The organism is Bacillus sp. z26, from assembly GCF_058313635.1.
Window position 1 is genome coordinate 730,800 of record NZ_JBZFQM010000001.1, and the last position, 24,983, is coordinate 755,782.

At 39.3% G+C, this 24,983-nt stretch carries 23 protein-coding genes; 2 read left to right on the forward strand and 21 right to left on the reverse strand.

Annotation, left to right across the window (positions count from 1 at the left end; all coding sequences use genetic code 11):
- Positions 1-13 precede the first annotated feature (13 nt).
- From AC4G3K_RS03440 to gpr, 20 genes are all read right to left on the reverse strand, one after another.
- A complete protein-coding gene (locus tag AC4G3K_RS03440; RefSeq protein ID WP_491075889.1) occupies positions 14-988 on the reverse strand; it encodes a PhoH family protein in 975 nt (324 codons plus the stop codon).
- A 3-nt stretch (positions 989-991) separates the two neighbouring features.
- On the reverse strand, positions 992-2,179 hold the full coding sequence (gene yqfD / locus AC4G3K_RS03445; protein WP_491132482.1) for a sporulation protein YqfD: 1,188 nt from the start codon (positions 2,177-2,179) through the stop codon (positions 992-994).
- 17 nt (positions 2,180-2,196) lie between these two features.
- Entirely contained in the window at positions 2,197-2,481 is a 285-nt protein-coding gene (yqfC, locus tag AC4G3K_RS03450; RefSeq protein WP_491075891.1) for a sporulation protein YqfC, read from the reverse strand.
- Between the two features lie 471 nt (positions 2,482-2,952).
- Positions 2,953-3,504 carry a YqfB family membrane protein gene (locus tag AC4G3K_RS03455; protein WP_491132483.1) on the reverse strand — a complete coding sequence of 184 codons (552 nt, stop codon included), beginning with the start codon at positions 3,502-3,504 and terminating at the stop codon, positions 2,953-2,955.
- Between the two features lie 36 nt (positions 3,505-3,540).
- Positions 3,541-4,539, reverse strand: coding sequence for a flotillin-like protein FloA (gene floA, locus AC4G3K_RS03460; protein ID WP_491075893.1), 999 nt, complete (start codon positions 4,537-4,539; stop codon positions 3,541-3,543).
- A 32-nt stretch (positions 4,540-4,571) separates the two neighbouring features.
- Entirely contained in the window at positions 4,572-5,888 is a 1,317-nt protein-coding gene (locus AC4G3K_RS03465) for an NfeD family protein (RefSeq protein ID WP_491075894.1), read from the reverse strand.
- Positions 5,889-6,023: 135 nt separating this feature from the next.
- Positions 6,024-6,473, reverse strand: coding sequence for a GatB/YqeY domain-containing protein (locus AC4G3K_RS03470; RefSeq protein ID WP_491075895.1), 450 nt, complete (start codon positions 6,471-6,473; stop codon positions 6,024-6,026).
- 14 nt (positions 6,474-6,487) lie between these two features.
- Positions 6,488-6,661: a 30S ribosomal protein S21 gene (gene rpsU, locus AC4G3K_RS03475; RefSeq protein ID WP_066105253.1), complete on the reverse strand. Its 174-nt coding sequence runs from the start codon at positions 6,659-6,661 to the stop codon at positions 6,488-6,490.
- Positions 6,662-6,911: 250 nt separating this feature from the next.
- Complete coding sequence (gene mtaB, locus AC4G3K_RS03480; RefSeq protein WP_491132484.1) at positions 6,912-8,264, reverse strand: tRNA (N(6)-L-threonylcarbamoyladenosine(37)-C(2))-methylthiotransferase MtaB; 1,353 nt, start codon at positions 8,262-8,264, stop codon at positions 6,912-6,914.
- A gap of 5 nt (positions 8,265-8,269) precedes the next feature.
- Positions 8,270-9,016 carry a 16S rRNA (uracil(1498)-N(3))-methyltransferase gene (locus AC4G3K_RS03485; protein WP_491132485.1) on the reverse strand — a complete coding sequence of 249 codons (747 nt, stop codon included), beginning with the start codon at positions 9,014-9,016 and terminating at the stop codon, positions 8,270-8,272.
- A gap of 213 nt (positions 9,017-9,229) precedes the next feature.
- Positions 9,230-10,168: a 50S ribosomal protein L11 methyltransferase gene (gene prmA / locus AC4G3K_RS03490; protein ID WP_491132486.1), complete on the reverse strand. Its 939-nt coding sequence runs from the start codon at positions 10,166-10,168 to the stop codon at positions 9,230-9,232.
- A 22-nt stretch (positions 10,169-10,190) separates the two neighbouring features.
- Entirely contained in the window at positions 10,191-11,315 is a 1,125-nt protein-coding gene (dnaJ, locus tag AC4G3K_RS03495; protein ID WP_491075899.1) for a molecular chaperone DnaJ, read from the reverse strand.
- Between the two features lie 155 nt (positions 11,316-11,470).
- Positions 11,471-13,294, reverse strand: coding sequence for a molecular chaperone DnaK (gene dnaK / locus AC4G3K_RS03500; RefSeq protein WP_491075900.1), 1,824 nt, complete (start codon positions 13,292-13,294; stop codon positions 11,471-11,473).
- 37 nt (positions 13,295-13,331) lie between these two features.
- Positions 13,332-13,913 (reverse strand): nucleotide exchange factor GrpE, encoded by a 582-nt coding sequence (gene grpE / locus AC4G3K_RS03505; protein WP_491075901.1) that lies wholly within the window; start codon positions 13,911-13,913, stop codon positions 13,332-13,334.
- Positions 13,914-13,976: 63 nt separating this feature from the next.
- Positions 13,977-15,011, reverse strand: coding sequence for a heat-inducible transcriptional repressor HrcA (gene hrcA / locus AC4G3K_RS03510; protein ID WP_491075902.1), 1,035 nt, complete (start codon positions 15,009-15,011; stop codon positions 13,977-13,979).
- A gap of 103 nt (positions 15,012-15,114) precedes the next feature.
- Positions 15,115-16,245: a radical SAM family heme chaperone HemW gene (hemW, locus tag AC4G3K_RS03515; protein ID WP_491132487.1), complete on the reverse strand. Its 1,131-nt coding sequence runs from the start codon at positions 16,243-16,245 to the stop codon at positions 15,115-15,117.
- 96 nt (positions 16,246-16,341) lie between these two features.
- On the reverse strand, positions 16,342-18,177 hold the full coding sequence (gene lepA / locus AC4G3K_RS03520) for a translation elongation factor 4 (protein WP_491132488.1): 1,836 nt from the start codon (positions 18,175-18,177) through the stop codon (positions 16,342-16,344).
- 156 nt (positions 18,178-18,333) lie between these two features.
- Positions 18,334-18,666 carry a DUF3679 domain-containing protein gene (locus tag AC4G3K_RS03525; protein ID WP_491075905.1) on the reverse strand — a complete coding sequence of 111 codons (333 nt, stop codon included), beginning with the start codon at positions 18,664-18,666 and terminating at the stop codon, positions 18,334-18,336.
- 22 nt (positions 18,667-18,688) lie between these two features.
- Positions 18,689-19,861 (reverse strand): stage II sporulation protein P, encoded by a 1,173-nt coding sequence (spoIIP, locus tag AC4G3K_RS03530; RefSeq protein WP_491132489.1) that lies wholly within the window; start codon positions 19,859-19,861, stop codon positions 18,689-18,691.
- A 70-nt stretch (positions 19,862-19,931) separates the two neighbouring features.
- The gene (gene gpr / locus AC4G3K_RS03535) at positions 19,932-21,023 is read right to left on the reverse strand and encodes a GPR endopeptidase (protein ID WP_491076240.1); all 1,092 of its coding nucleotides are present in this window, start codon (positions 21,021-21,023) and stop codon (positions 19,932-19,934) included.
- 262 nt (positions 21,024-21,285) lie between these two features.
- Between gpr and rpsT the strand changes: the two genes are divergently transcribed.
- Positions 21,286-21,552: a 30S ribosomal protein S20 gene (rpsT, locus tag AC4G3K_RS03540; protein ID WP_491075907.1), complete on the forward strand. Its 267-nt coding sequence runs from the start codon at positions 21,286-21,288 to the stop codon at positions 21,550-21,552.
- A 430-nt stretch (positions 21,553-21,982) separates the two neighbouring features.
- Here rpsT and AC4G3K_RS03545 read toward each other — a convergent pair whose 3' ends face one another.
- Positions 21,983-23,470 carry an MFS transporter gene (locus AC4G3K_RS03545; RefSeq protein ID WP_491132490.1) on the reverse strand — a complete coding sequence of 496 codons (1,488 nt, stop codon included), beginning with the start codon at positions 23,468-23,470 and terminating at the stop codon, positions 21,983-21,985.
- 215 nt (positions 23,471-23,685) lie between these two features.
- Between AC4G3K_RS03545 and AC4G3K_RS03550 the strand changes: the two genes are divergently transcribed.
- A complete protein-coding gene (locus AC4G3K_RS03550; RefSeq protein WP_491132491.1) occupies positions 23,686-24,969 on the forward strand; it encodes a LysM peptidoglycan-binding domain-containing protein in 1,284 nt (427 codons plus the stop codon).
- The last annotated feature ends 14 nt before the right edge of the window (positions 24,970-24,983 follow it).

Below are 24,983 nucleotides of genomic sequence, written 5' to 3' on the forward strand. Positions count from 1 at the left end.
GGTTTAATATTTATTAGGAGTGCTCGGTTGGTTCGAAGTTTTCATATGCCTGGATGATTTTTGCTACAAGCGGATGCCGAACCACGTCAGTTTGGTCTAAGTGGATAAACTTAATGCCTGAAACATCTTTTAAAATTCTTTCAGCGGCCTTTAATCCCGATTGCACACCACGTGGCAAATCTATTTGTGAAGTGTCACCAGTCACCACTATTTTGGAGCCAAACCCTAGTCTGGTCAGGAACATTTTCATTTGGGCCTGTGTCGTATTTTGTGCCTCATCAAGTATGACAAAAGCATCATCGAGTGTTCTGCCTCTCATATAAGCCAAAGGCGCAATTTCAATTGTTCCACGCTCAATAAGCCTTGCAGTTTGCTCTAATCCCAATATATCATGAAGCGCATCATACAGAGGCCTTAAATATGGATCTACTTTTTCCTTTAAATCTCCTGGTAAGAAGCCCAGGCTTTCACCTGCTTCAACTGCTGGCCTTGTTAAAATAATACGTTTTACATGACCATTTTTCAAAGCAGTTACAGCCATTACTACGGCTAAATAGGTTTTACCGGTTCCAGCAGGTCCAATCCCAAAAACTAAGTCCTTCCCTCTTATGGCAGAAATGTACTCTTTTTGTCCCAAAGTTTTTATACGGATTGATTTACCTTTAGCACTTCTGGCTATTTCCTCATCATATAAATCAGCAAAGTACTCCAAAGTACCGTTATTCGATAAATTAATGGAATAGACAACTTCACGCGGTCCAATCTTAATTCCTTTTCGAATAATGACCAAAAGCGTTTGTAGAATGTTATCTGCTTTTTCCAAGTTTTCCGGTGTGCCGGACACGCTGATTGTTTCACCTCTGGATACAATACTGACGTCCAACTCGCTTTCCAGTATCTTTAGATTGCTATCATGTACACCAAACAGTTCAGCAGCTTCACTTGGTGACTCCAATTGTAAATTAATCAATTTAGACTTCTCTGGCATTCCTTAGTCTCCTTGAATCATCGGTTGTCCGATTGCAATATTTTCTAAAACTTGATAATGTATAGTCATTTTAACTTTACCATTGTCAAGCTGGTTTTTCAAAATTTTTTCATTAATGACTCTGGCATCATCAGGGGCAATCTTGAGAACATCCTTTTCCCCCATGTTCAACGCCAGCTTTTCTGCTTCAGATTTCGTATATACTCGAGTAACCTTTTCCTTACTGCGATATATTTTTTTATGGTAGGCGATTGGGAGATCCCACTTAAAAAATTTAAACGTCTTTCGGTCCTCCTCCACTTCATACTCTTTGAATTTATGATGGCCAAATCCCCATATCGGCACTTGAACATTACCAAAGTTAAGATTGTATTTATTCTTAGCATCACCATTAAACACGTAGAAATTCGTCTTAAGCGGTACCTCCACATTAGTTGTATACCAAGCTTCTGCCATAACCTTTCCTTTAGCCCCCACAAATTTTTGATTGTCTTCTTTTCCAATAAATCCGCTGACAAGGATTTGGCCTTCTTTGACAACCTGGTGCTTTTCAACCAAGCCTTGTCCCCTTTCAACCATTGTTTGAACAATGGTTGCTTTTTTAGATGAAACGAGATTTACATAAAGATCTGCGGGATTTTTTTCTGGCTGTTTTTTTTCAACAACCTGAAAATGGAAGGTCGTCCCTTCCAACTGCACACCTATCCAAGTAATAGCTGGCACCCGTTTACTGAGTTCTTTTTGGATATCTTCCATGTCATCCACGGTAAATTGAAGCTTACCTACTTTTATATTCATTTTATCCAATTCTTTTCTTACCTGATGTTCAATCGCCGGACTTGCACCTTCTATTTTTATCCCCCAAATCATATTTGATAAAATAAAAATAATAATAAAAAACATCATAACCCCAACAACCAAGCCGCTATATTTTTTTAACTTTAAGGCAAAAAAAGGCCCACCCTTCCTTTCTACAAAAAAGACCTTGCACTCACTATTCCTAACTGATTTCCGTAATTTAGGAACATCCTGCAACTTTATATAAAAAACAACTGTTTCTGTGCCCATATTTTTTGCATCCCAAACTTGAATACCCTCTTTAAGCATTCTGTTAATTAAACGTTCTGTCCCCCTCCCTTTTATTTGCACTTTGATGTAACCGGTAATAGTATTCGTCCAATGATTTTTCATAAGAACCTCCCCTTAGGTTATTCTTCTAGAAAGATAACCTGATCAATTTTCCCTTCAAGTAAGATTTCTTCTGGAAGAATCGTTTTTAATACAAATGCCTGACCCTTGACAAGGAGTTGTCCGTTCTTAAGCAGCAATCTTAATTCCTGATCTGAAAATGCAAGTAAGCCTTTATGATTTTCTATGTAAATATGGATTTGACCCACCATCGTGATCCTCGGTAAATCCATCATAATATCTTGAGGCAGGTCCATTGCGGCCGTGACCCACTTTTTAATACGATACCCCCATGCACGAGCCATAAGGAAACCTCCCTCTCCCTAAACTAATTAATGAGCCAATAGTTATAAAGCTGTTCAGTTAAATCACTTCAATATCATACCTATTCTAAAAGAGACCATTAAATGCTAAATTAAAGACACCGTCTTAATAATACATAAGATGATGAGGATCCCTCAGCCATTCATTTTTAATCTTTACGGTCAACAGGAAATCAAAATTATGAGAAGGCATCTAATCATTTCTTTATACATAAAAATGGAGAACATACATTTTATTTCAGTTCTTTAATCTTTTTAAATCACATTGCGTATAAACTTCTGGATGAAGTACCGGCACATATCAATGCACCGGGTGAAGTGGACGTTGGGGAAGGGCAATAAAAAAACCCCTGAAATGTTAGATTTGGTTTCTAACAATTCAGGGGCAATTCGATGCTTCAAAAAGTTCTGCCTAAAGTCTATATACGTTTAAACAGCAGTGATATAAAGCTCCTATCGAATCTGTTTTCTTCTCGAACGAGGAGGACCCAAGATTTCCGACATAATAAACGCTTCTTGTAAGTCTATATTCCGTGCATTAAAACCTCGTTTGACCGGCTCTTGCTTTGCTTGTTTGGTTTGTTTGACGGCTTTCTGAACCAATGGTTTAAATTCCTTTGGAACACTTATTTCAGGCTTAGTTTCTTTTATTATAACGGGCCTTTCAGCTTGATTAACTTTTTTCTTTTGGGCCTCGTACTGCTCCTTAATCGTTTGAGCAAGAGAAGTTGCTTCTTTTTGCAAATCAGGACGCTGTCTAACTTTCTTTTGAAGTTCTCTTTCACGTTCCTGAATTTTTTTTCTAATATCTTCATCCTGATTTCTAACAACTGTTTGGTTTGATTCCCTAACAGGCTCGCTTTTATTTACAGGAGGTGATGTATACTTTCTATTTGGCTTATTATCAGGCTTTTCCGTCCCTTTATCTCTTTGAAAGAACCAGCTTATTAAACTGATGATTACAAAAAGGATAAGAGGATTATCCCAAACTGCTCCCATAACCATGGACAGGACCTCCTTTCCCAGCTTTAGACAGGAAGATTATTCATTATCCAGATTTCGATCATCTTTGTTGGTTTTGCTGATAGATTCTCTCATATTCGTATCAGAAGCAAGGTTTTGATAGTTCATGTAATCCATAACGCCCATATTACCTGCTTTGAAAGCATGAGCCATAGCAAGCGGTACCTCAGCCTCAGATTCCACTACCTTCGCTCTCATCTCTTCTACTCTTGCTTTCATCTCTTGTTCTTGTGCAATTGCCATGGCACGACGCTCTTCAGCTTTTGCCTGAGCAATCTTTTTATCTGCTTCGGCTTGCTCTGTCTGCAGCTCTGCACCAATATTTTTACCGATATCCACATCTGCTATATCAATGGATAAAATTTCAAATGCTGTTCCGGCATCCAGGCCTTTACTTAGAACAGTTTGAGAAATACGTTCCGGATTTTCCAAAACAGTTGTATGGCTTGCACTGGAACCAATAGTGGAAATTACACCTTCTCCAACCCTGGCGATAACAGTCTCTTCTCCTGCACCCCCAACCAGACGTTCAATATTGGCACGTACCGTGATTCTAGCCTTCGCTTTCACTTCAATCCCATTAATAGCTACACCCGCAATAAACGGTGTTTCTATAACTTTAGGGTTAACACTCATTTGCACAGCTTCAAGTACGTCACGACCTGCCAGATCAATTGCAGCACAACGTTCAAACGTTAATTCGATATTGGCACGGTGAGCAGCGATTAATGCATTAACCACCCGATCGACATTACCACCTGCCAAATAATGGCTTTCCAATTGATTCGTCGTTACATTTAAACCTGCTTTTCTTGCTTTAATCAAAGGATTGATCACACGGCTTGGGGATACACGACGCAACCTCATCCCAACCAATGTAAAGATACTTACTCGCACTCCGGAAGCTATCGCCGAAATCCAAAGCATAACCGGTACAAATGTAAATAGTACTGCCAATAAAATAATCACTAAAGCAATGCCCACTAGAGCAAATATAGATGCTGATGTTAATACCATTGCGTTAAAACTCCCTTCATTCTTATCCTTATTTATAATTCAAATGGTCTTACTACTATACGAGAACCTTCTGTTTTAATGACTTTTACATGTGTTCCCTTCATGATAAAGCTGCCTTCACTTACCACGTCAATTCTTTCTCCTTCAAGCAAAAGCGTTCCGGAAGGCCGCAAATCAGTCACTAGAACTCCTACTTTTCCAATTAGCTCATTGCGATTAACATTTGAAACATAACCACTCTCTGTATTCGTGGAATCGGTAAGTATAATCCTGTCAAAGGCCGTCATTTTCTTCCCAAATACTTTTATTAATACTACAATTGCTATAAATCCAGCAATCAATGCAATTAATATGGCGATTGCCATCTGCTCCACATCCCCCGCAGCAAGAAAGAAACTTGCTATAATTGCAATAAAACCAATAACACCTACAATACCGCCAGGAAGGAAAAATTCCAGTAATAGTAATCCTATACCAACTATAAATAGAATTAACGTTTCATACCCAGCCAGCCCTGAAACCATATGTCCATAAAAGAACAATAACAGGGACGTAATGCCGGCTAAACCAGGCAAACCGAAACCAGGCGAAAAAAGTTCAACGACAAGGCCAATAGTACCAATCGATAAAAGGATAGGAATGACAATCGGATTCGTCAGAAAACGGGCAACTTTATCAGCTAAGCTTTCTCCAAAGTGAATCAGTTCTGCTTTGTCATATCCCAATGTCTTTAATAAATCCTTCTGATTTTCAACCGTACCTTCACTATAGCCAACCTTTATAGCCTGATTCGCTGTAAGTGTAAGCAATTTTCCTTTTTCAGCTCCATACTCCGGCAAATCAATATCTTCATCCGCCATTGCTTTCGCATAGAGAGGATCCCTTCCACTGGATTCAGCAGCCTTTTGCATATTAGCGAGCCAATAGGACTGGGCTTTTTTATCGGCAGCATTTCCATCAGATGTTATGACCGCTGCTGCACCCATTGTAGCGCCGGGCACCATATAAATTTCATCAGCGTTTAAAGAAATAAAAGCACCTGCAGATAAGGCACGGTTATTGACAAAGGCAACCGTTTTTAATTCGGTATTTGCAAATATTTCTCCAATTTCATCGGCTGCATCTACCGCCCCGCCAGGTGTATTGATATCAAATATAATTGCCTTCGCTCCATCTTTTTCAGCTGTTGCGATCGCTCGTTTCAAAAAGTTAGATAAACCTTTTTCCACCTCATCCTGCAGAGGTACTATGTAAACTTTATCTGCGTTCGCATTTCCTGACGGAGGACCTGCGATTCCTATTAAAAATAATGCAAAGATGATGATCCATGCCCACCATCTTTTCCTCATACTTATTCAACCTCCTTTCCTTCTTTATTTTATTGTCTATAATTCATTATACGTTATTATTGTGCATAAGTTTCACAATACTTGGTTTATTGTATATAAAAAACCCGCAAATTTAATTTGCGGGTTTTAAACGTCTTATTTTGTAAGATTTTGCAGTACAAGTTTATTGACTAAAGATCCATCAGCTTTACCCTTCACTTTTGGCATGACTGCGGACATTACTTTGCCCATGTCAGCCTTGGAAGTGGCATTCGTCTCGGCAATCGCTTGAGTAACAATCGCATTTAACTCATCCTCGGATAATTGTTTTGGCAAATATGCCTCGACAATTTCGATTTCTGATTGAAGCTTTTCGACCAAATCTTGACGGCCTGCTTTATCAAATTCCTGGAGGGAGTCTTTGCGTTGCTTTAATTCGCGAGAAAGCACGGTTAACTCTTCATCTTCGGATAATTCTTGTTTACCAAGCTTTATTCCTTCATTCTGAAGAGAAGCCTTTACCATTCGGATGACGGAGAGCTTGTCTTTTTCTCTGTTCTTCATAGCTTGTTTCATATCGCTGTTTAAACGCTCAACAAGACTCATTAAGTGCACCTCTTTTAGAACTTGCGTTTTCTCGCAGCTTCAGACTTTTTCTTACGTTTTACACTAGGTTTTTCATAGAATTCGCGCTTTCTTACTTCCTGCATAGTACCTTGCTTGGAAACTGTGCGTTTGAAGCGTCGAAGAGCATCTTCAAGCGATTCGTTTTTCTTAACGACTGTTTTAGACATCTCTTTCCCTCCCTCCGAGCACAACAACTCTAATTTCCTACACATAGAAGGAAACCATGTACCATCAAATTATAATATATGTGTCATTCAAGGTCAACTGTTATTCCTATATTCGTGTAGGTTAATTAGTTAGCCATCTCTAAACAGACTAAAATATTTTAGTTCCGTCTATTTATTTTATACCTCACTTCATAAAAATCAAAACGGGCGGATACTTAGAATTACTCTGTAACCGCCCATCTTTCAATTATTACAAATTAACGACAGCTTGTTCGACCGTATCATCCATAACACGAACAAATTGTCCTTCATTGTACGGATAACCAGCTTTCGTGATTTTCACTTTCACGATCTTCCCTACCATATCTTCTGTAGCAGGGAATACGACTTTCAAATAGTTATCAGAATAGCCTTGATATAGCCCTTTTGTCTCTCCATCTTCAAATGGTTCCTCTGGGATGACTTCCAGCACTTCATTTTCATACTGAGATGCATATTCTTTGGCAAGCTGCTCTGATAACGATATTAAACGGTGAACCCGATCATTTTTCACATCTTCGTCTACTTGATCTTCCATACGGGCAGCCGGAGTACCAGTCCGTTTTGAATAAGGGAAAACATGCAGTTCTGAGAAATGTTGATCTTTAATAAAGTTATACGTTTCCATAAACTCTTCTTCTGTTTCACCAGGGAAACCTACAATCACATCTGATGTTATAGCTAAATCAGGAAGAATCTCACGCAATCTATCTAATCGCTCCGCAAAGAATTCAGAAGAATATTTACGGCGCATACGCTTAAGAACAGTATTTGAAGCTGATTGTACAGGAATGTGCAAGTGAGGAACCACTTTATCAGATTCACGCAATACTTCAATGACTTCATCTGTTATTTGAGAGGCCTCAATGGATGATATCCTGATACGTTTCAGTCCATCTACCCTTTGATCCAATTCTCTTAATAACATAGCCAAATTGTAATCCTTCAAGTCTTCACCATAACCACCAGTATGAATACCAGTTAAGACAATTTCTTTATAACCTGCTGCGACAAGTTGCTGTGCTTGGCGAACAACTTCCTCTGGATCACGAGAACGCAGCAAACCGCGTGCCCAAGGAATAATACAAAATGTACAGAAATTATTGCATCCTTCCTGAATTTTGAGAGATGCCCGCGTCCGATCTGTAAATGCCGGCACGTCCATTTCTTCATAAACTCTCGTTTTCATGATATTTCTTACGCCGTTAATAGGTTGTCTTTCATTTAAATACGTATCAATATAACCTATCAGTTTATCACGATCCTGCGTGCCTACTACAATGTCCACACCGGGAATTGCCATAATTTCTGCCGGTGAAGTTTGTGCATAACAGCCTGTTACGCAAATAACTGCATCTGGGTTCTTCCGCACTGCCCTCCGGATGACCTGCCGGCTTTTCTTATCCCCAGTATTTGTAACGGTACATGTATTAATCACATAAACATCCGAGCGTTGTTCAAACTCTACTCTTTCGTACCCTGACGCTTGAAACAGCTGCCATATCGCCTCTGTCTCATAATGATTGACTTTACATCCTAATGTATGGAAAGCTACTGTTGCCATTCCTTTCACCTCACTAATTCTAATTGATAAGATATGGCTGACAAAGCATATAATGGCGCAGTCTCTGTACGTAATATACGCGGTCCCAGACTGCATGTTTGAAAGCCGTTTTCTAAAAGTTGATTCACTTCTGCAGAATCCAAGCCACCTTCAGGGCCAAATACCATTAAAAGAGTTTGCCCTGGAACCATTCCTCCAATTGTTTTAGCCAATTGAGACGCTTCCCCTTGCTTTGCATCCTCTTCATAAGCTACCAGCTTATGATCAAATCTTTTAGCAAGGTCCAGCAACCTGCGTAAGTCTACAGGGTCGGATACCTCGGGAATTTCTGTCCTGTGAGATTGTTCTGCAGCTTCTTTCGCTATTTTCCGAAGACGTTCTGTTTTTTTTCCAGCCTTTTTAGTATCCCATTTTACAATAGAACGAGTTGCATTAAAAGGGATAAAGGCATATGCACCCAGTTCTGTCCCTTTTTGGATAATCCATTCTAGTTTATCCCCTTTGGGCAAACCGTTCACAATGGTAACCTGTATCGGCAATTCTTTTGATTCCTCTATCCAATCCAAAATGCGGCCAGTCAGAGTTTTTTCTTGAATGGATTCAATTTTAACGATCGCTGTCTTTTGATTCATTACTCCATAAAACGTATCTCCCGCAGTCATACGCATAACCCGGGTCATATGGTGAAAATCATCTCCGGTTATCGTTACCTCAAATTGATCATCTGATTTCTCAATAAAATATCTCTGCATGGCCAGCACCTTTCTGTCCTTTAAAATCACTGACGCCTAGGCGTCAGGACAGCGAAAAATCATTTAGATTCCCTGCGATTTTTCTGCCATCCGCCCTAGGCTTTTAACTTAATTTTAGTCGGAGTTTGAGTTTCTACTGATTTAATTTCTTATTCCGGCATCCATCTCTTCACCTTCCTGAGGATCAGAGACATCTGCTGAATCAAGTTAAATCTATAATTTACGAGCAGTGATAGAAACCCAGTCTTCCATCGTCATAACTTCTTCAATCACAAGTCCAGCTTGTTGTATAGCTTCTTCCACTTCATGGCGTTTTTGTTGAATGATACCAGAAGATATAAATGTTCCGCCCGGTTTTAGCACTCTGGCTACATCTTCTGTACATCGAACAATGATTTCAGCCAAAATATTGGCTACCACAATATCAGCTTCAAAATCAATTCCTTTTAAAAGGTCATTTTGTTTAATTGTAACCTTATCATGGACTTTATTTAATTTACAGTTCACTCTGGCACTATTTACAGCAACCTCATCTAAATCAAGAGCCAAAATGGAATCAGCGCCAAATTTAGCTGCTGTTATTGTGAGGACACCTGAACCTGTTCCCACATCAATGACCTTCATACCTGGTTTGACCGTCTTCTCGAGCGCTTGAATACAAAGTACAGTTGTTGGATGTGTGCCAGTACCGAATGCCATGCCTGGATCCAATTCAATGATTTTTTCATCTGTATGAACTGGGGTATATTCCTCCCATGTCGGGACAATCGTTACCTGTTCAGAAACCTTTACAGGATGGTAATATTTTTTCCATGCAGTGGACCATTCTTCCTCATTAACCTCGCTGATGGTTATTTCATTATGACCAAGATCGATATCATACTTTATTAAATTATTGATAAGATCTTTAATCCCATCCACTGTGTCACCAAGGAAACTGGTGACAGGTAGATAAGCTTTTACAATAACGCCTTCTTTTGGAAAATCAGCAGGATTAAGTTGATAGATTTCTCCGAATACATTCTCCCTTTCACGAACCAGTTCAAGGGGGTCCTCTATCACTACCCCACTTGCCCCAGCTTCATGTAAAATATTCGATATTGGTTCGACCGCTTCATTTGTTGTATGAATACTTAATTCGGACCATTTCATTCTCTACCAACTCCTACCTTTATTATTCACCTTTTATTGCTCTTTTCACTTTCGCAAAGAAACCTTCATCATTTTCGTCCAACTGGCCATGACCACTGATATCAGCGAATTCGCGAATTAGTTCTTTTTGTTTATCGGTTAATTTTGTTGGTGTTACAACTAAAATACGGATATGCTGATCACCCTGTCCATATCCTCTTACATTTGGCACACCTTTCCCTTTTAAGCGGAAACGAGTACCTGTTTGTGTCCCAGCAGGCACTTTCAGTTTCACTTTACCATGCATGGTTGGAACTTCGATTTCATCACCCAGAGCAGCCTGTGCAAAGGTAATAGGCATTTCACAATAAATATCATCCCCGTCACGCTCAAAAAACTCATGCGGTTTGATTTGGAATACCACATATAAATCTCCCGGAGGTCCGCCATTAATACCAGGCTCACCTTTACCAGGAACGCGCAGCTGCTGGCCGTCATCGACACCGGCAGGCACTTTAATTTGAATTTTATTACGTTTTTTCACAACGCCTTTACCATGGCAAGTGCCACATTTATGTTTAATCAGCTTACCTGTACCGCTGCAGTGCTGACATACTCTCCGGTTTACAATACGGCCAAATGGAGTATTTTGCTCTACATTTAACTGGCCTGTACCATTACAATGTGTACAAGTTTCAGGTTGTGTTCCAGGCTTGGCTCCGGATCCTTTACATGTTTCACATTCTTCTTCTTTTGGAATTTCAATGGTTGTTTCTGTACCAAACACTGCCTCATCAAAAGATAACGTCATTGTATATTGCAGGTCTGCACCTTGCCTTGGAGCATTTGGATCTCTTCTTCTTCCGCCTCCGCCAAAGAAGGAGTTGAAAATATCTTCAAAGCCGCCGAAGCCTTCAAAGCCTGCTCCGCCTCCGCCAAATCCCTGTGTAGGGTCTTCATGACCAAATTGATCGTATCTTGCTTTCTTTTGGTCATCGCTTAGCACTTCATAAGCTTCCTGAATCTCTTTAAATTTTTCTGCTGCATCTGCTTCTTTATTGAGGTCAGGGTGATACTGCTTGGAAAGGCGGCGATATGCTTTTTTCAACTCATCCTTCGAGGCATTTTTGCCAACCCCCAACACCTCATAATAATCCCGTTTGCTCATTCCTCACACTCCTGATTCTATATAGTCCGTCGTTTCACATAAAAAACATTGTACCACTTGAATAAGCCGTGGCGCAATATAAACAAAAAATGGAGAATTCGTTAAAAAAAGCCAAAGTCAAGGCTAGCCTGACTTTGACTTTTTACGTTCAATGATTATTTTTTGTCGTCGTCAACTTCAGTAAATTCTGCATCTACGACATCATCAGCCTTATTAGCACCTTCTTGGCCTTGTTGTTCTGCAGCTTGAGCAGCTTGCTCATATAGTTTCACACTAAGAGCTTGTACAATTTCTTGTAACGCTTCTTTTTTCTCTTTCATTTCTGCAAGATCATTTTTCTCAATCGCAGCTTTTAAGGCATCCTTAGCTTCTGTTGCTTTTTGAACTTCAGCTTCGTCTACTTTACCTTCAAGATCTTTAAGTGTTTTTTCTGTTTGGAATACTAAAGCATCAGATTCATTTCGTAATTCTGCTTCTTCCTTACGTTGTTTATCTGCTTCTGCGTTTTCTTCCGCTTCTTTAACCATACGTTCGATTTCTTCATCACTTAAGCTTGTAGCTGATTGAATCGTAATCGCCTGTTCTTTATTTGTGCCAAGATCTTTAGCACGTACATTAACGATACCATTGTTATCGATATCAAATGTTACTTCAATTTGTGGGATACCACGCGGTGCCGGCGGAATATCAGTCAATTGGAATCGGCCAAGCGTTTTGTTATCCGCTGCCATTTGACGCTCACCTTGAAGAACATGGATATCAACGGCTGTTTGGTTATCAGCTGCAGTAGAGAAAATTTGAGATTTGCTTGTTGGGATTGTTGTATTACGGTCGATTAAACGAGTAAATACTCCTCCCATTGTTTCAATACCAAGAGATAAAGAAGTTACATCAAGTAAAACAACATCTTTAACGTCACCGGAGATAACTCCACCTTGGATAGCAGCACCCATAGCTACCACTTCATCAGGGTTTACCCCTTTATGAGGTTCTTTACCAGTTTCTTTTTTAATAGCTTCCTGAACAGCAGGAATACGAGTAGAACCACCAACTAAGATAACTTTATCGATTTCAGCTGGAGACAGACCTGCATCGCGAAGAGCCTGACGGGTAGGACCCATTGTTCTTTCAACTAAAGAAGCTGTAATTTCATTAAATTTCGCACGTGTTAACGTTACATCCATGTGTAATGGACCAGCTTCACCGGCAGTGATGAACGGTAAAGAAATTTGTGTGGATGTTACACCGGATAAATCTTTTTTCGCTTTTTCAGCAGCGTCTTTCAAACGTTGAAGAGCCATTTTATCTTTAGAAAGGTCAATTCCATTTTCTTTGCGGAATTCTTCAATTAAATATTCCATTACGGCGTTATCGAAGTCATCTCCACCTAGGCGGGCGTCACCAGCTGTTGAACGTACTTCAAATACTCCGTCACCCAATTCAAGGATGGATACGTCAAAAGTACCGCCACCAAGGTCAAATACTAGGATTTTTTGATCTTCATCTGCTTTATCTAAACCGTAAGCAAGTGCCGCTGCTGTTGGTTCGTTGATAATACGTTCTACTTCTAGACCTGCAATACGGCCAGCATCTTTAGTCGCTTGACGTTCAGCATCATTGAAGTATGCAGGAACAGTAATAACTGCCTTTGTTACTTTTTCTCCTAAGTATTCCTCAGCATAGGATTTTAAATATTGAAGGATAATGGCAGATACTTCTTGTGGAGAATAATCTTTTCCTTCGATATTTACTGTATAGTCAGTACCCATGTGTCGTTTAATGGAACTGATTGTGTTTAAGTTTGTAATAGCTTGGCGTTTTGCTACTTCCCCAACTTGACGTTCTCCATTTTTAAATGCAACAACAGATGGAGTCGTTCTATTACCTTCTGGATTTGGAATAACCTTTGGTTCTCCGCCTTCTAATACGGATACACAAGAGTTGGTGGTTCCTAAGTCAATACCAATAATTTTGCTCATTTACTTTAACCTCCCATTAATATGTAACACTGTTTGTTTATTGATTCACTTTAACCATTGCTGGACGAATAACGCGGTCTTTTAATTTATAACCTTTTTGGAATTCTTCAACAACAATATTTGAACCAAATTCTTCGTTATTATCTTGCATAATCGCTTGGTGGATATGAGGATCGAATTCTTTACCTACGGATTCAATTACCTCCACACCCTCTTCTTTCAAAGCTGTAAGTATGCTGGATAAAACCATATTCATTCCTTGTAGGATTGGTTTTGTTTCTTCAGTTTCAGTTGTACTTTTAAGCGCTCGATCAAAGTTATCGATAGCAGGCAAGAGATTAGTAACAAGAGATTGCGCTCTGTATTTTTGCGCTGCTTCTGCATCTAACTTGACGCGGCGGCGATAGTTTTCAAAATCTGCATAAAGACGAACATACTTGCCTTCAGCTTCCTGTACTTTTTTTTCAAGTTCAGCTATTTTGCTATCCCCTTTATTTTCGGAAGCTTCCTCAACGGTTTCACTTGTTTCAGCGGCTTCCTCTGAGGATGTATCATTCATATCATTTTTTCCTGCTTCATCAAAAATCTCTTCAATTGTTTCATTTTTATTTTCTGACACTGCTTCTCACCTCCCTGAAAGTGTTGATGTATATACGTTAAAGCAGTATTACTACTATTACCGTTACTTTTTATTTTGATACTGTTTTGTCAGCATCTCAGTTAAATCATTCGAAAAGAACGATAATAAACTCATAACTCTGGAATAATCCATCCGTGTGGGACCAAGAATGGCAATTGTACCAAGCTTCTCGTCTCCAATGGAATAAGTTGTACTGATAATGCTGCAATTTTCAAGCGCTAAATTATTATTCTCAGTACCGATTTTCACATTAATTCCTTCAGGTGTTTTGCTGACCAGTTCATACAAATCTCGTTCTTGTTCCATGATATTGAAAATCGCCTTTACTTTTTCAATATCGTGAAATTCTGGTTGGCTGAGCATATTCGCCTTACCGCCAAAAAACAGTTTTTCATTCTCGGGCATTTGCAGAGAAGTTGCCAGCATTTGCAGAACCATATCATAATTTGTAATATGCTGTTTTAATAAAACAGCTACTTCCCTGAATATCTTATCTTTAAGTTGGACCAATGGTACACCGCTCAACCGATCATTCAGGATATTAACCACTCTCTCCATTTCATTCATATCAAATCCATGAGGGAGATGAATCATTTTATTCTCAACATGACCTGTATCCGTCACGATGATAGCAATAGCCTTATTTTTATCAAGCGGTACAATCTGGATTCGACGTAAGTGGTTCTCTAAAACAGCAGGTCCAAGCATGATTGCAGTGTATTTCGTAATTTCCGATAAAATACCGGCCGAACGTTGCACAATTTTCTCTAACTCAAATAATCTCTCTTTGAAAACAGATTTAAGCTTTAGAACATCATCCTTTTGCAGTTGCTGCGGTGATACAAGGTGATCCACATAATACCGATACCCTTTTTCAGAGGGAATACGCCCTGAAGAGGTATGTGTTTTTTCCAGATACCCCATTTCTTCTAAATCAGCCATTTCATTTCTGATGGTGGCAGAACTTAGGGAAATACCTTCTTTTTTGGAAATATTTCTGGAACCCACAGGTTGGGCCGTAGAAATAAAATCATCGATGATCACCTGTAAAATTGCCAGTTGTCTATTTGTTAACATCGATAATCACCCCTGTTAGCACTCTTTACTGTTGAGTGCTAAGTCTATAAATAAAGTAACAAAACCGCCGTTATGTGTCAACGGTTATGATTATGTTTTTTCCCTATAATAAAAATGCTTGAAACACTTCATTACCCATTAATTTACCGGAATCGGTCAATTTAACTCTTCCATCAGTAAACTCCAATAACCCCTGCATAACCATTTTATTTATTGTTTCCCCAAATACGTCGTTTATATTTGCAGAAAATCTTTTTTGGAATTGTTCAGAAGAAACACCCTCCATCTTTCTGAGGCCCAAGAACATTTCTTCTTCCATTTGTTCTTTGCGCGTTACGGTAATTTGTTCAATAATAGGCTTCCGACCTTCTTGAATGGCATTCATATATTTCTTTAATGGCCCATGATTATGATAACGGACACCATCCAGGTACCCATGTGCTCCTGCACCAAGGCCATAATATTCTTCATTATTCCAATATACGAGGTTATGTCTGCTTTCAAATCCTTCTTTTGCAAAATTGGAGATCTCATACTGATGGTAGCCCGCTTCCCCTAAACGTTGCATCACATATTCATACATTGAAGCTTCAGCATCTTCCCCTGGCAATGTTAGCTTGCCTTTATTGAGCATGATATAAAATACCGTCTTAGGTTCAACAATTAAAGAGTATGCCGAAAAGTGAGGGAGATTCAACTTTAAAGCCTTGTCAACTGTATCTTCCAAATCATCAAGAGTTTGTCCTGGTAAGGAATAAATCAGGTCAATGCTAATGTTTTCAAAACCTTCTTCTCTCGCCATGTCAATCGTTTCATACACATCTTTCACATTGTGTGCACGGCCTATCTTCTTCAATAATTCTTCATTGAATGATTGTACACCTAAACTTAGTCGGTTAACGCCAGCTTCCTTCATGATTTTCAGTTTCTCTTTCGACAAATCACCTGGATTTGCCTCAACTGTGTATTCATAATCAGGCCTTAGCGCTATCTTTTCTTTCATGGAAAACAGCAATTGCTCTAGCTGTGAAGGTTCCAAAGCAGAGGGGGTACCTCCTCCGATAAAAACAGTGGACAAAGGTTCGTTTTGAGATAAATCATACAGGTCCATTTCCTTTAATAAGGACTGGATATATCCATCCACCGGCTGATTTTGAATATAAAATTTATTGAAGTCACAGTAGTGACATATTTGTGTACAAAATGGAATGTGGATATATAAACTTTTAACCAATTCCGACACCCCTTTCTTGTTTCAGCTAAAACCGCTATACCTATCATAATAAAATAGAGGCCAGAACAAAAATGTCTGGCCTGCTCATTTGATATTTTATTTTTTTGGATTGGAGTCATCCATCTTCAGAACAGCCATAAACGCTTCTTGTGGAACTTCTACAGAACCAACTTGCTTCATGCGTTTTTTACCTTCTTTTTGTTTCTCCAATAATTTACGTTTACGTGAGATATCTCCACCGTAACATTTTGCAAGCACATTCTTCCTCATTGCTTTAATGGAAGAACGCGCAATAATTTTATTGCCGATTGCTGCTTGTATAGGCACTTCAAATTGTTGTCGAGGAATAAGCTCTTTCAACTTTTCTACAATAATCTTTCCACGCTCATATGCAAAATCTCTATGAACGATAAAGCTCAATGCATCAACGGTTTCACCATTTAATAAAATATCCATTTTAACCAGTTTAGATTCTTGGTAGCCAATTAACTCATAGTCAAAAGATGCATATCCTTTTGTATTTGATTTCAATTGGTCAAAGAAGTCATAAACAATCTCGGACAATGGAATTTCATAAATGATCGTCACACGGTTCTCATCAGCATATTGCATATCGATGAAATTCCCCCGCTTCGTTTGACAAAGCTCCATAATCGCACCGACAAAGTCATTTGGTGCCATCAAAGTTGCTTTTACATAAGGCTCCTCAATACGTTCAATCTTTTGTGGGTCAGGCATATTGGATGGATTATCAATATTGATTTCACTGCCATCGGTCATTTTAACCTTATAAATTACACTTGGAGCGGTTGTTATCAAGTCAATATTAAATTCACGTTCAATTCTTTCCTGGACAATTTCCATGTGCAATAACCCTAGGAATCCGCAGCGGAATCCAAATCCAAGCGCCTGTGAGGTTTCAGGTTCAAATTGCAGAGAAGAATCATTAAGTTCCAATTTTTCAAGTGCTTCTCGTAAGTCGTTAAATTTCGCAGTATCTATTGGATATAATCCGCAATAAACCATTGGATTCATACGGCGATATCCCGGTAATGGTTCTGTTGACCCATTTTTGGCATTGGTAATTGTATCCCCGACTTGTGTATCACCAACAGTTTTAATAGCGGCTGTCAGGAAGCCAACATCACCCACTGTTAATTCATCACATAGTGTTGCTTTCGGTGTATGGACACCCACTTCGAGAACTTCAAATTCCTTACCGGTCGCCATCATTTTGATTTTATCGCCCGGCTTAACTGTTCCATCCATCACACGAATGGATACGATGACTCCGCGATATGCATCATAGATTGAATCGAAAATCAATGCCTTCAGAGGAGCTGCGGGATCGCCGGTTGGAGCGGGCACTTTTTCTGCAATCTGTTCAAGTATTTCCTCAATTCCTATACCAGCTTTGGCGGAAGTAAGGACAGCTTCCGATGCATCCAGCCCAATTACATCTTCGATTTCGCCGCGAACACGTTCCGGATCTGCGCTCGGTAAGTCAATTTTATTTATAATCGGCAGAATCTCTAAATCATTGTCTAAAGCCAAATAAACATTGGCCAAGGTTTGTGCTTCAATTCCCTGTGCAGCATCGACCACTAACACAGCGCCTTCACAGGCAGCCAAACTTCTGGATACTTCATACGTAAAATCTACGTGTCCCGGAGTATCAATTAGATGGTAGATATAATCTTCTCCATCTTTTGCCTTATATTTTAATTGAACAGCATTCAATTTAATCGTAATTCCGCGCTCCCTTTCCAAATCCATAGAGTCAAGAAGCTGGTCCTTCATCTCTCTGGATGTCAGAGCATTGGTTTTTTCTAAAATTCTGTCCGCTAAGGTCGATTTTCCATGGTCAATATGGGCAATAATCGAAAAGTTGCGGATTTTACTTTGTCTCTTTAGCCGTTCCTGATTATTCATTATGTTCACTCCTGTTACTTTCAAACACAGATATTACTGATTATAGCAGAAATAAATTCAAACCGTAAACGGTTTAGGAAAAATGAGGTGAATTAATAGCAAAATAAAGAAAGCTCGCGGAGTATAAATACGTTCCGTACGAGCTTGATTCATCTATTATTCCTCTGAGATGATGTCGGCCATTCCTTTAAATAGCCCGGTGAAAACATTAGATATTCCTTTGCCCGCACTGGATAAGACATTAAAAGCTTTCCATTCTTCCATATCCTTTTTCTTTTCTTCCAGGTCCGTTGTAGAAACCTGATTTCCAAGAACAGTAGCATTAATATCTCCATCCTCTTGTTTATCGATCGTAAAAGCCTCATACATTTTTGGATCGTCATATCCTTGCATTTTTTTCATATTTTGATTGGCCAATTGCATTCCTAGTATGACCCCGAAAAGAAGGAGGAAAAGAAGCATACTTACTTTAAGAATAAATTTACCCATCTTAGCATTCTCCCTCCTTTATTCATTCCGCAGCATTCCCCTGTACTGGCTCAGCATTCCAATAGTGTTCAGCCAATACACCAGCTAACACTTCCATGGAAGCATTTAATTCGTCCAATGTATTATCTACTCCACCGGCTTCAACTAACATGGCGTTCCCGGATAAATCCTGATTGAACTTCCCATTCGTTCCTGCACCTCTTTTTTCAAAGACACCGCGACTTAAACCTGGATATTTTTCTGAAATTTTCTTATGCATTTCCTTTGCCAACTTTAAGTTCTGTTCATAGTTTGGATTTTCACCGCCAATAATGAAGCATAATTTGGCATAGGCCTTACCATCTATCGTAATGGTTGTCACATTTTTCCGCTGTGAATCACGGTGTACATCGATAAAATATTTAATATTTTTATCAGTAGCCATCACTTCCTGGACAAGACTTCGTGATTGGCTGTATGAACTTCCATATTGCAGCCCTTTCTTGTTCAATATGGCATTAACGTCTGTTTTATCTACCTTTGTCATAATTCCTTTCGCTTCAAGCGATTTCTTTAGCTTATCACCGACAAGCGTTACATTTACTTTCGAATGAAAGGCAGAATCAGAATTCGTTACGCCCTTTAATAAGGGGAGATATGATTCCCTTGTATGCGAAAAATAAATATACATCACTTCTTCTTTCGTTTTCTGAATACCAGCCTGATCTGTCTTAACAAGTTCTTCTTCATCCACAATTTCCTCGGCCTCTGTATCTTTTTCCAAAGCTTCATCAGTTGGAGGAGACTCGATTGGCATATTTGTATAATCAGTCCCCTCCCCTGCCACTAAGATATCTCCATCAAACAAGGAATATCCAGGCAGCTCATGACCAAGTAAACTTCGCGGATCATTTAACGAGATATTTGTCAGGGATTGAAAAAGTTGACTCGAAACAGATTCCGTTTCTCCATCAGGGAAAGATTGTAAAAAATACATGTTCCCTTTCCCTAAATATTTATACAGGAATTTACCAGGAACCTGTCCTGCTGCTTCATTAACTGAATCAGAACTCGGCCGATATTCCGGTTTGAGCGATGTCAGTAATCCAGTTATTAAAAAAATAAAAACCATTGTAACGAAAATGATAAATAGCAAACGAATAATGGTGGCTGCTTGAAGTGCTACTATGAAAAAGCTAGTTTTTTTGGCTTTCATGGTTCCACCCTTTCAGGAAGCATTCTAGTAAATTGTATGCTTTGATAGAGTAACTAGAACCATAACTAGATTAATGAGTGTAATAACCCGTATTATCTTGATTTATAGCCTCATGTAATGCTGCATTCATTCCATTAGCTATCAGGTTTGCCATTTCTTCTATGAATACATCTACTTCCTTTGGCGTAACCATTAAATTATGTCCCAAAGGGGAGAGTACTTCACGGATCAGCATTCTTTTTTCCTCATCAGACAATGTCCCGACAATACCAAGAAACGTCTTTTTATGCTCTTCCTCAGGCAAATCTTCTTCCGTTAATTTACGTTTTTCTCCAAACGTCATTCCAGCCGGAGTAAGCGCACGTGAAGGGCGGTCTCCTTCTTTTAATTCGCGTCCAAAGTGTTTCAAAATATAATCAATTGTATCTGAGGTAATGGATACGGCATCCACCACTGTCGGTACACCAATTGAGATCACAGGCACTCCCAATGTTTCTCTACTGAGTTCTTTCCGTTTATTGCCCACACCTGATCCAGGATGAATCCCGGTATCTGTAATTTGAATGGTAGTATTTACACGCTCAATCGAACGAGCTGCCAACGCATCTATCGCAATGATGAAATCTGGATCTATATTTTCTACGATACCTTTAATGATATCGCTTGTTTCAATTCCTGTAACACCCATAACCCCCGGTGATATAGCGCTGACCGGACGAAACCCTTTGGAAACAGCTTCTGGCTGAAATTTAAAAAGATGTCTAGTCACGATGAGATTATCCGTCACAGTCGGACCTAATGCATCCGGTGTTACATGCCAATTTCCCAAACCAACAACAAGACAATGTGCTTCTGAAGATAATCCTATTCTGTCTATTAGATAAGCCAGCTGTTTAGCAAATACTGCCTCAACTTTTTTTTGGAGCTCAGAATCCTGTTCACGGATCCCCTGAACTTCCATTGTTATATAAAAACCTTCTTTTTTCCCTACTTGTTTTTCGCCTTCTTTTGTTATTTCAAGATGTGATAATTTAATTCCGTCCATTTCCCGCTCTTTTAAAATGACTCCTTCAATATTCGAGGTGTCCGGAGCATCTGACAGCGGAATAGCCAATTCACGTGCCTCTATAGCCAAATCGGTTCTAATTTGATATTGGCTCATATCTAAATCTTTATTCAAACGATTACCCCCTGAAATGATCTATAAGAGATATTTTTACCTTATTCCTTCCTTCTCATTCTTTTAATTATGTAAAGATACGATGCTTAACAGGAAAAACCGTTTATCATAATGGTTTTTTTCGATTTGATGCATCTGAGTATTGCATAAACACATACATTTTGATAGAATATCATATGTTGTGAATGTTATTTGATTAGAATATCGAGTTGACATAATCTCGGTTCTTCTGGAGGTGAATAGAATGGCTAATATCAAATCAGCTATTAAACGCGTTAAAACTAACGAAACTGCTAGAGCTAACAATATCGCTCAAAAAAATGCAGTACGTACAACCGTTAAAAAGGTAGAAACTGCAATCGCTACTAACGATGCTACTATCGCTAACGAATCTATCGTTGCTGCTGTTAAAGGACTTGATAAAGCTGCAACTAAAGGCTTAATCAGCAAAAATGCTGCTGCTCGCAAAAAATCTCGTCTTATGAAAAAAGTAAACAAATTAAACGCTTAATGAAACGTACCCTCTAGAGGGGCGTTTTTTTTTATTTTTATTCATTGGGCTTTGTTAATTTATTACCTGGTTGATAGTGGAGGATGGTCTAATACTCCCTTGCTATGAAAAGCGAAGCTAAGGGAGACCTCACAGGCGGTAAGCGAAGGCCAGGTACGGATATCAACATTTAAATTTAACAGAGCTATTTTTTAAAAAAATCGGTTTCTTATTTTTTATGGAGAAATTCTAAAAGACAGATCCAAATAGCAGCAACAATTGAATTTTGAGGAAGGTAAAAGAAATGGGTATACGAGCGGAAATACAGCTATATTTCAACTTTTAATATAGTCTTTAAAGATAAACCCCGTCCTTATACCACCACCTTCTCCCCGCTTCAAGCCTATACAAAAAACAGGAGCCTGATAGCTCCTGCTGAGAAAAATTCTACTTATCCTTGGGCACTCTCTTTAACAGTATCCGATTTTAATTGTTTCGCCTGCACACACATGACTATTGCACAAACAAGCAGTATGATTCCAATTAAGCAGAATTGCATAGATATGGAAGCCGGCACGAGCCCGAGACCTGATGACCCCGCTACTACCCCTAATGAAAATAACGCATAAAAATACCCATACGCTTTCCCACGCATCCTTTTAGTAGTCGATTGTACCAATAATGAATTTGCTGCAGGAAATAAGAAAGCAAACCCAATCCCGTATAAAACCATTATAGAATAAAGAAATATTAGTTCATTTGATTGCCCCAGTAAAATTTGGCTGATTCCCATGCATGCCAGTCCAATCGAAAAGCTTATTAATGGTGGAATACGATCGAAAAATTTATTCGTCGGCAAAACAAATATCGCTACAGCAACTAGTCCAAATATACTCATTAACGTACCGCTTAGTCGTGAACTATAGCCTAATACATCAACATGCAAGGGTAATAAATACGCAAGGGCCCCTTGTGAAAACATTAAAAAGAATGCTCCTGTGTAGGCCTGAAGTATTCCTTTATTAAAGATGAGCTTTTCTCTCTCCTCCATTTTGTGCTGTTTCGATTCAGAATGGGTCCTCAAAAACAACACCGTTGCAAACAATAAAACAATCCCGCACACAGCAATGGTTGTAAAAACAAATGGTACGGATGTCCTGCTGGCCATAATACCGCCATATGCAGGACCGCAAATAGCTGCCAACCCAATAAACGAACCTGTCACAGCACTTTGGCTGCCTTGCTTCTTACTATCCATTTGGTTCGCTAAGTACGTAAAAGCAGCAGGGACAATCAATCCTCCAAGAAAACCATGGAGGAATCGCACGATAATCAAGCCTGGTACATCGTTTACAAAATTATAAAGCAGCAAAGATGTGCTTGTCATGAGCAAGCCTGTACAAAGCACAATAAAAGCTCCATATTTATCCGTAAAAATACCAGACAGGATATTCCCAAAAGTATTGGTCAATGAATACATTCCCACAACAAAACCTGCAACCATTACACTTGCGCCAAGTGAAGTAGCATATGTACTCATAACTGGTAGCTGTGTAAATAAATCAATAAACGTAAACATGATAATGGCATATACAATCCACAGCTTTGGTAAGGGTTTTACATAGTAAGATGATTGACGCCTTTTTAGCCAAATATCAAAACAAAAATTACCAAACGGGATGAACGCAACTATAAGGGCCAATAAAGACCACCCAATATTCCACTGTATTCGAATTTGGGTATAAGCTATAGCTACTAAATAACCTATAAATATCCCACCATGAATGGAACCGGCAATCGTTACGGCAATAGGAAAATCCGCCCAATATTTAAGCGGCATGGCTATCCCCACTAACACGAGCAACGAGATCCCGTCTACGATTCCCATGATCCGTAGAAGGGGAATTGGATGTAATACTATGTTCTTCTTACTCAACATGACTTCACTCCTCAACGATGCAGCAATCTATTCATTAAAATTATAATCTATTCGTTATACCAAATTGAATAAAATAGTAAACTTTTGAGTTAAAAACATGAACAATTAACGAACTCTCTGTTTTCTACCTCACTAGTGGCGATAGCCATTTTAGTTATTCTTATTCCTGCCTCTACATATATTGAATAAAAGAGGCATTGAAAGGAGTATAAGCAATGCAGATACATGTTATCAGACAAGGAGAGAGTATTTATTCCATTGCGCAGACCTTTAACACGACAGCCGAACAGATTATCTCTTCAAATCAATTAGAAAATCCAAATGATTTGGTTATAGGTCAGGCACTTGTTATTCCGATTACAGGGAGCTATTACTTTGTACAGCCAGGAGATAGTCTATATACGATTGGTCGAAAGTTTGGTATTACTGCTCAACGAATAGCAGAGGTGAATAATCTATCATTAAATAGCCCGTTGACTGTGGGGTTGAGACTTTATATTCCACCTATTCCAAAACGCGAAGCTGAATTTAATGCCTATGTGGAACCAAGAGGAAATACTGTTTCTCCAAACCTGGAACGAGAAGCAAGGATTGCAGCACCTCACCTTACATATTTATCACCGTTCAGCTATCAGGTTCAACGCGACGGTACGCTAAAACCTCCTCTTTTGGGTAATTTTCCGACTATAGCAGCCAACGCGGACAATGTACTGGTTATGGTTGTGGCCAATTTAGAAAATGATGCATTCAGCGCTGAACTCGGTGCACTTATCTTAAACAACACGGATATTCAAAATAAATTGCTTTCCACAATTGAAGAAACGGCCAAAGCTCAAGGATTCAGAGATATTCATTTTGACTTTGAAAGCCTGCGAGGGGAGGACCGAGAGGCTTATACGAATTTCTTAAGGAAGGCGAAGGAGCGGTTTTCACCTCAGGGCTGGCAGGTTTCAATTGCGCTGGCTCCTAAAACAAGCGCTACTCAAACAGGCAAGTGGTATGAGGCACATGACTACAAAGTACAAGGTGCAGTGGTAGATTGGGTGCTCATAATGACGTACGAATGGGGCTATAGCGGCGGGCCGGCACAGGCAGTATCACCAATAGGACCTGTTCGTCAGGTGCTTACGTATGCAATCTCAGAGATCCCATCACGTAAGGTTATGATGGGGCAAAATCTGTATGGATATGATTGGACACTTCCATTTGTGCAGGGCACCACAGCCAGAGCCGTTTCTCCTCAGCAGGCAATAAACCTTGCACGGCGTAATAACGTACGTATTCTTTATGATAATAATGCACAGGCACCCTATTTTAGATACCGGGATGCTGAAGGGAAAGAACATGAAGTATGGTTTGAAGATGCCCGCTCCATACAGGCAAAATTTAATCTCTTAAAGGAATTGAATCTTCGGGGGATGAGTTATTGGAAATTGGGATTATCATTTCCGCAGAATTGGCTCTTGATAGAAAACAACTTTACAACCATTAAAAGATAGCATTACCACTATGA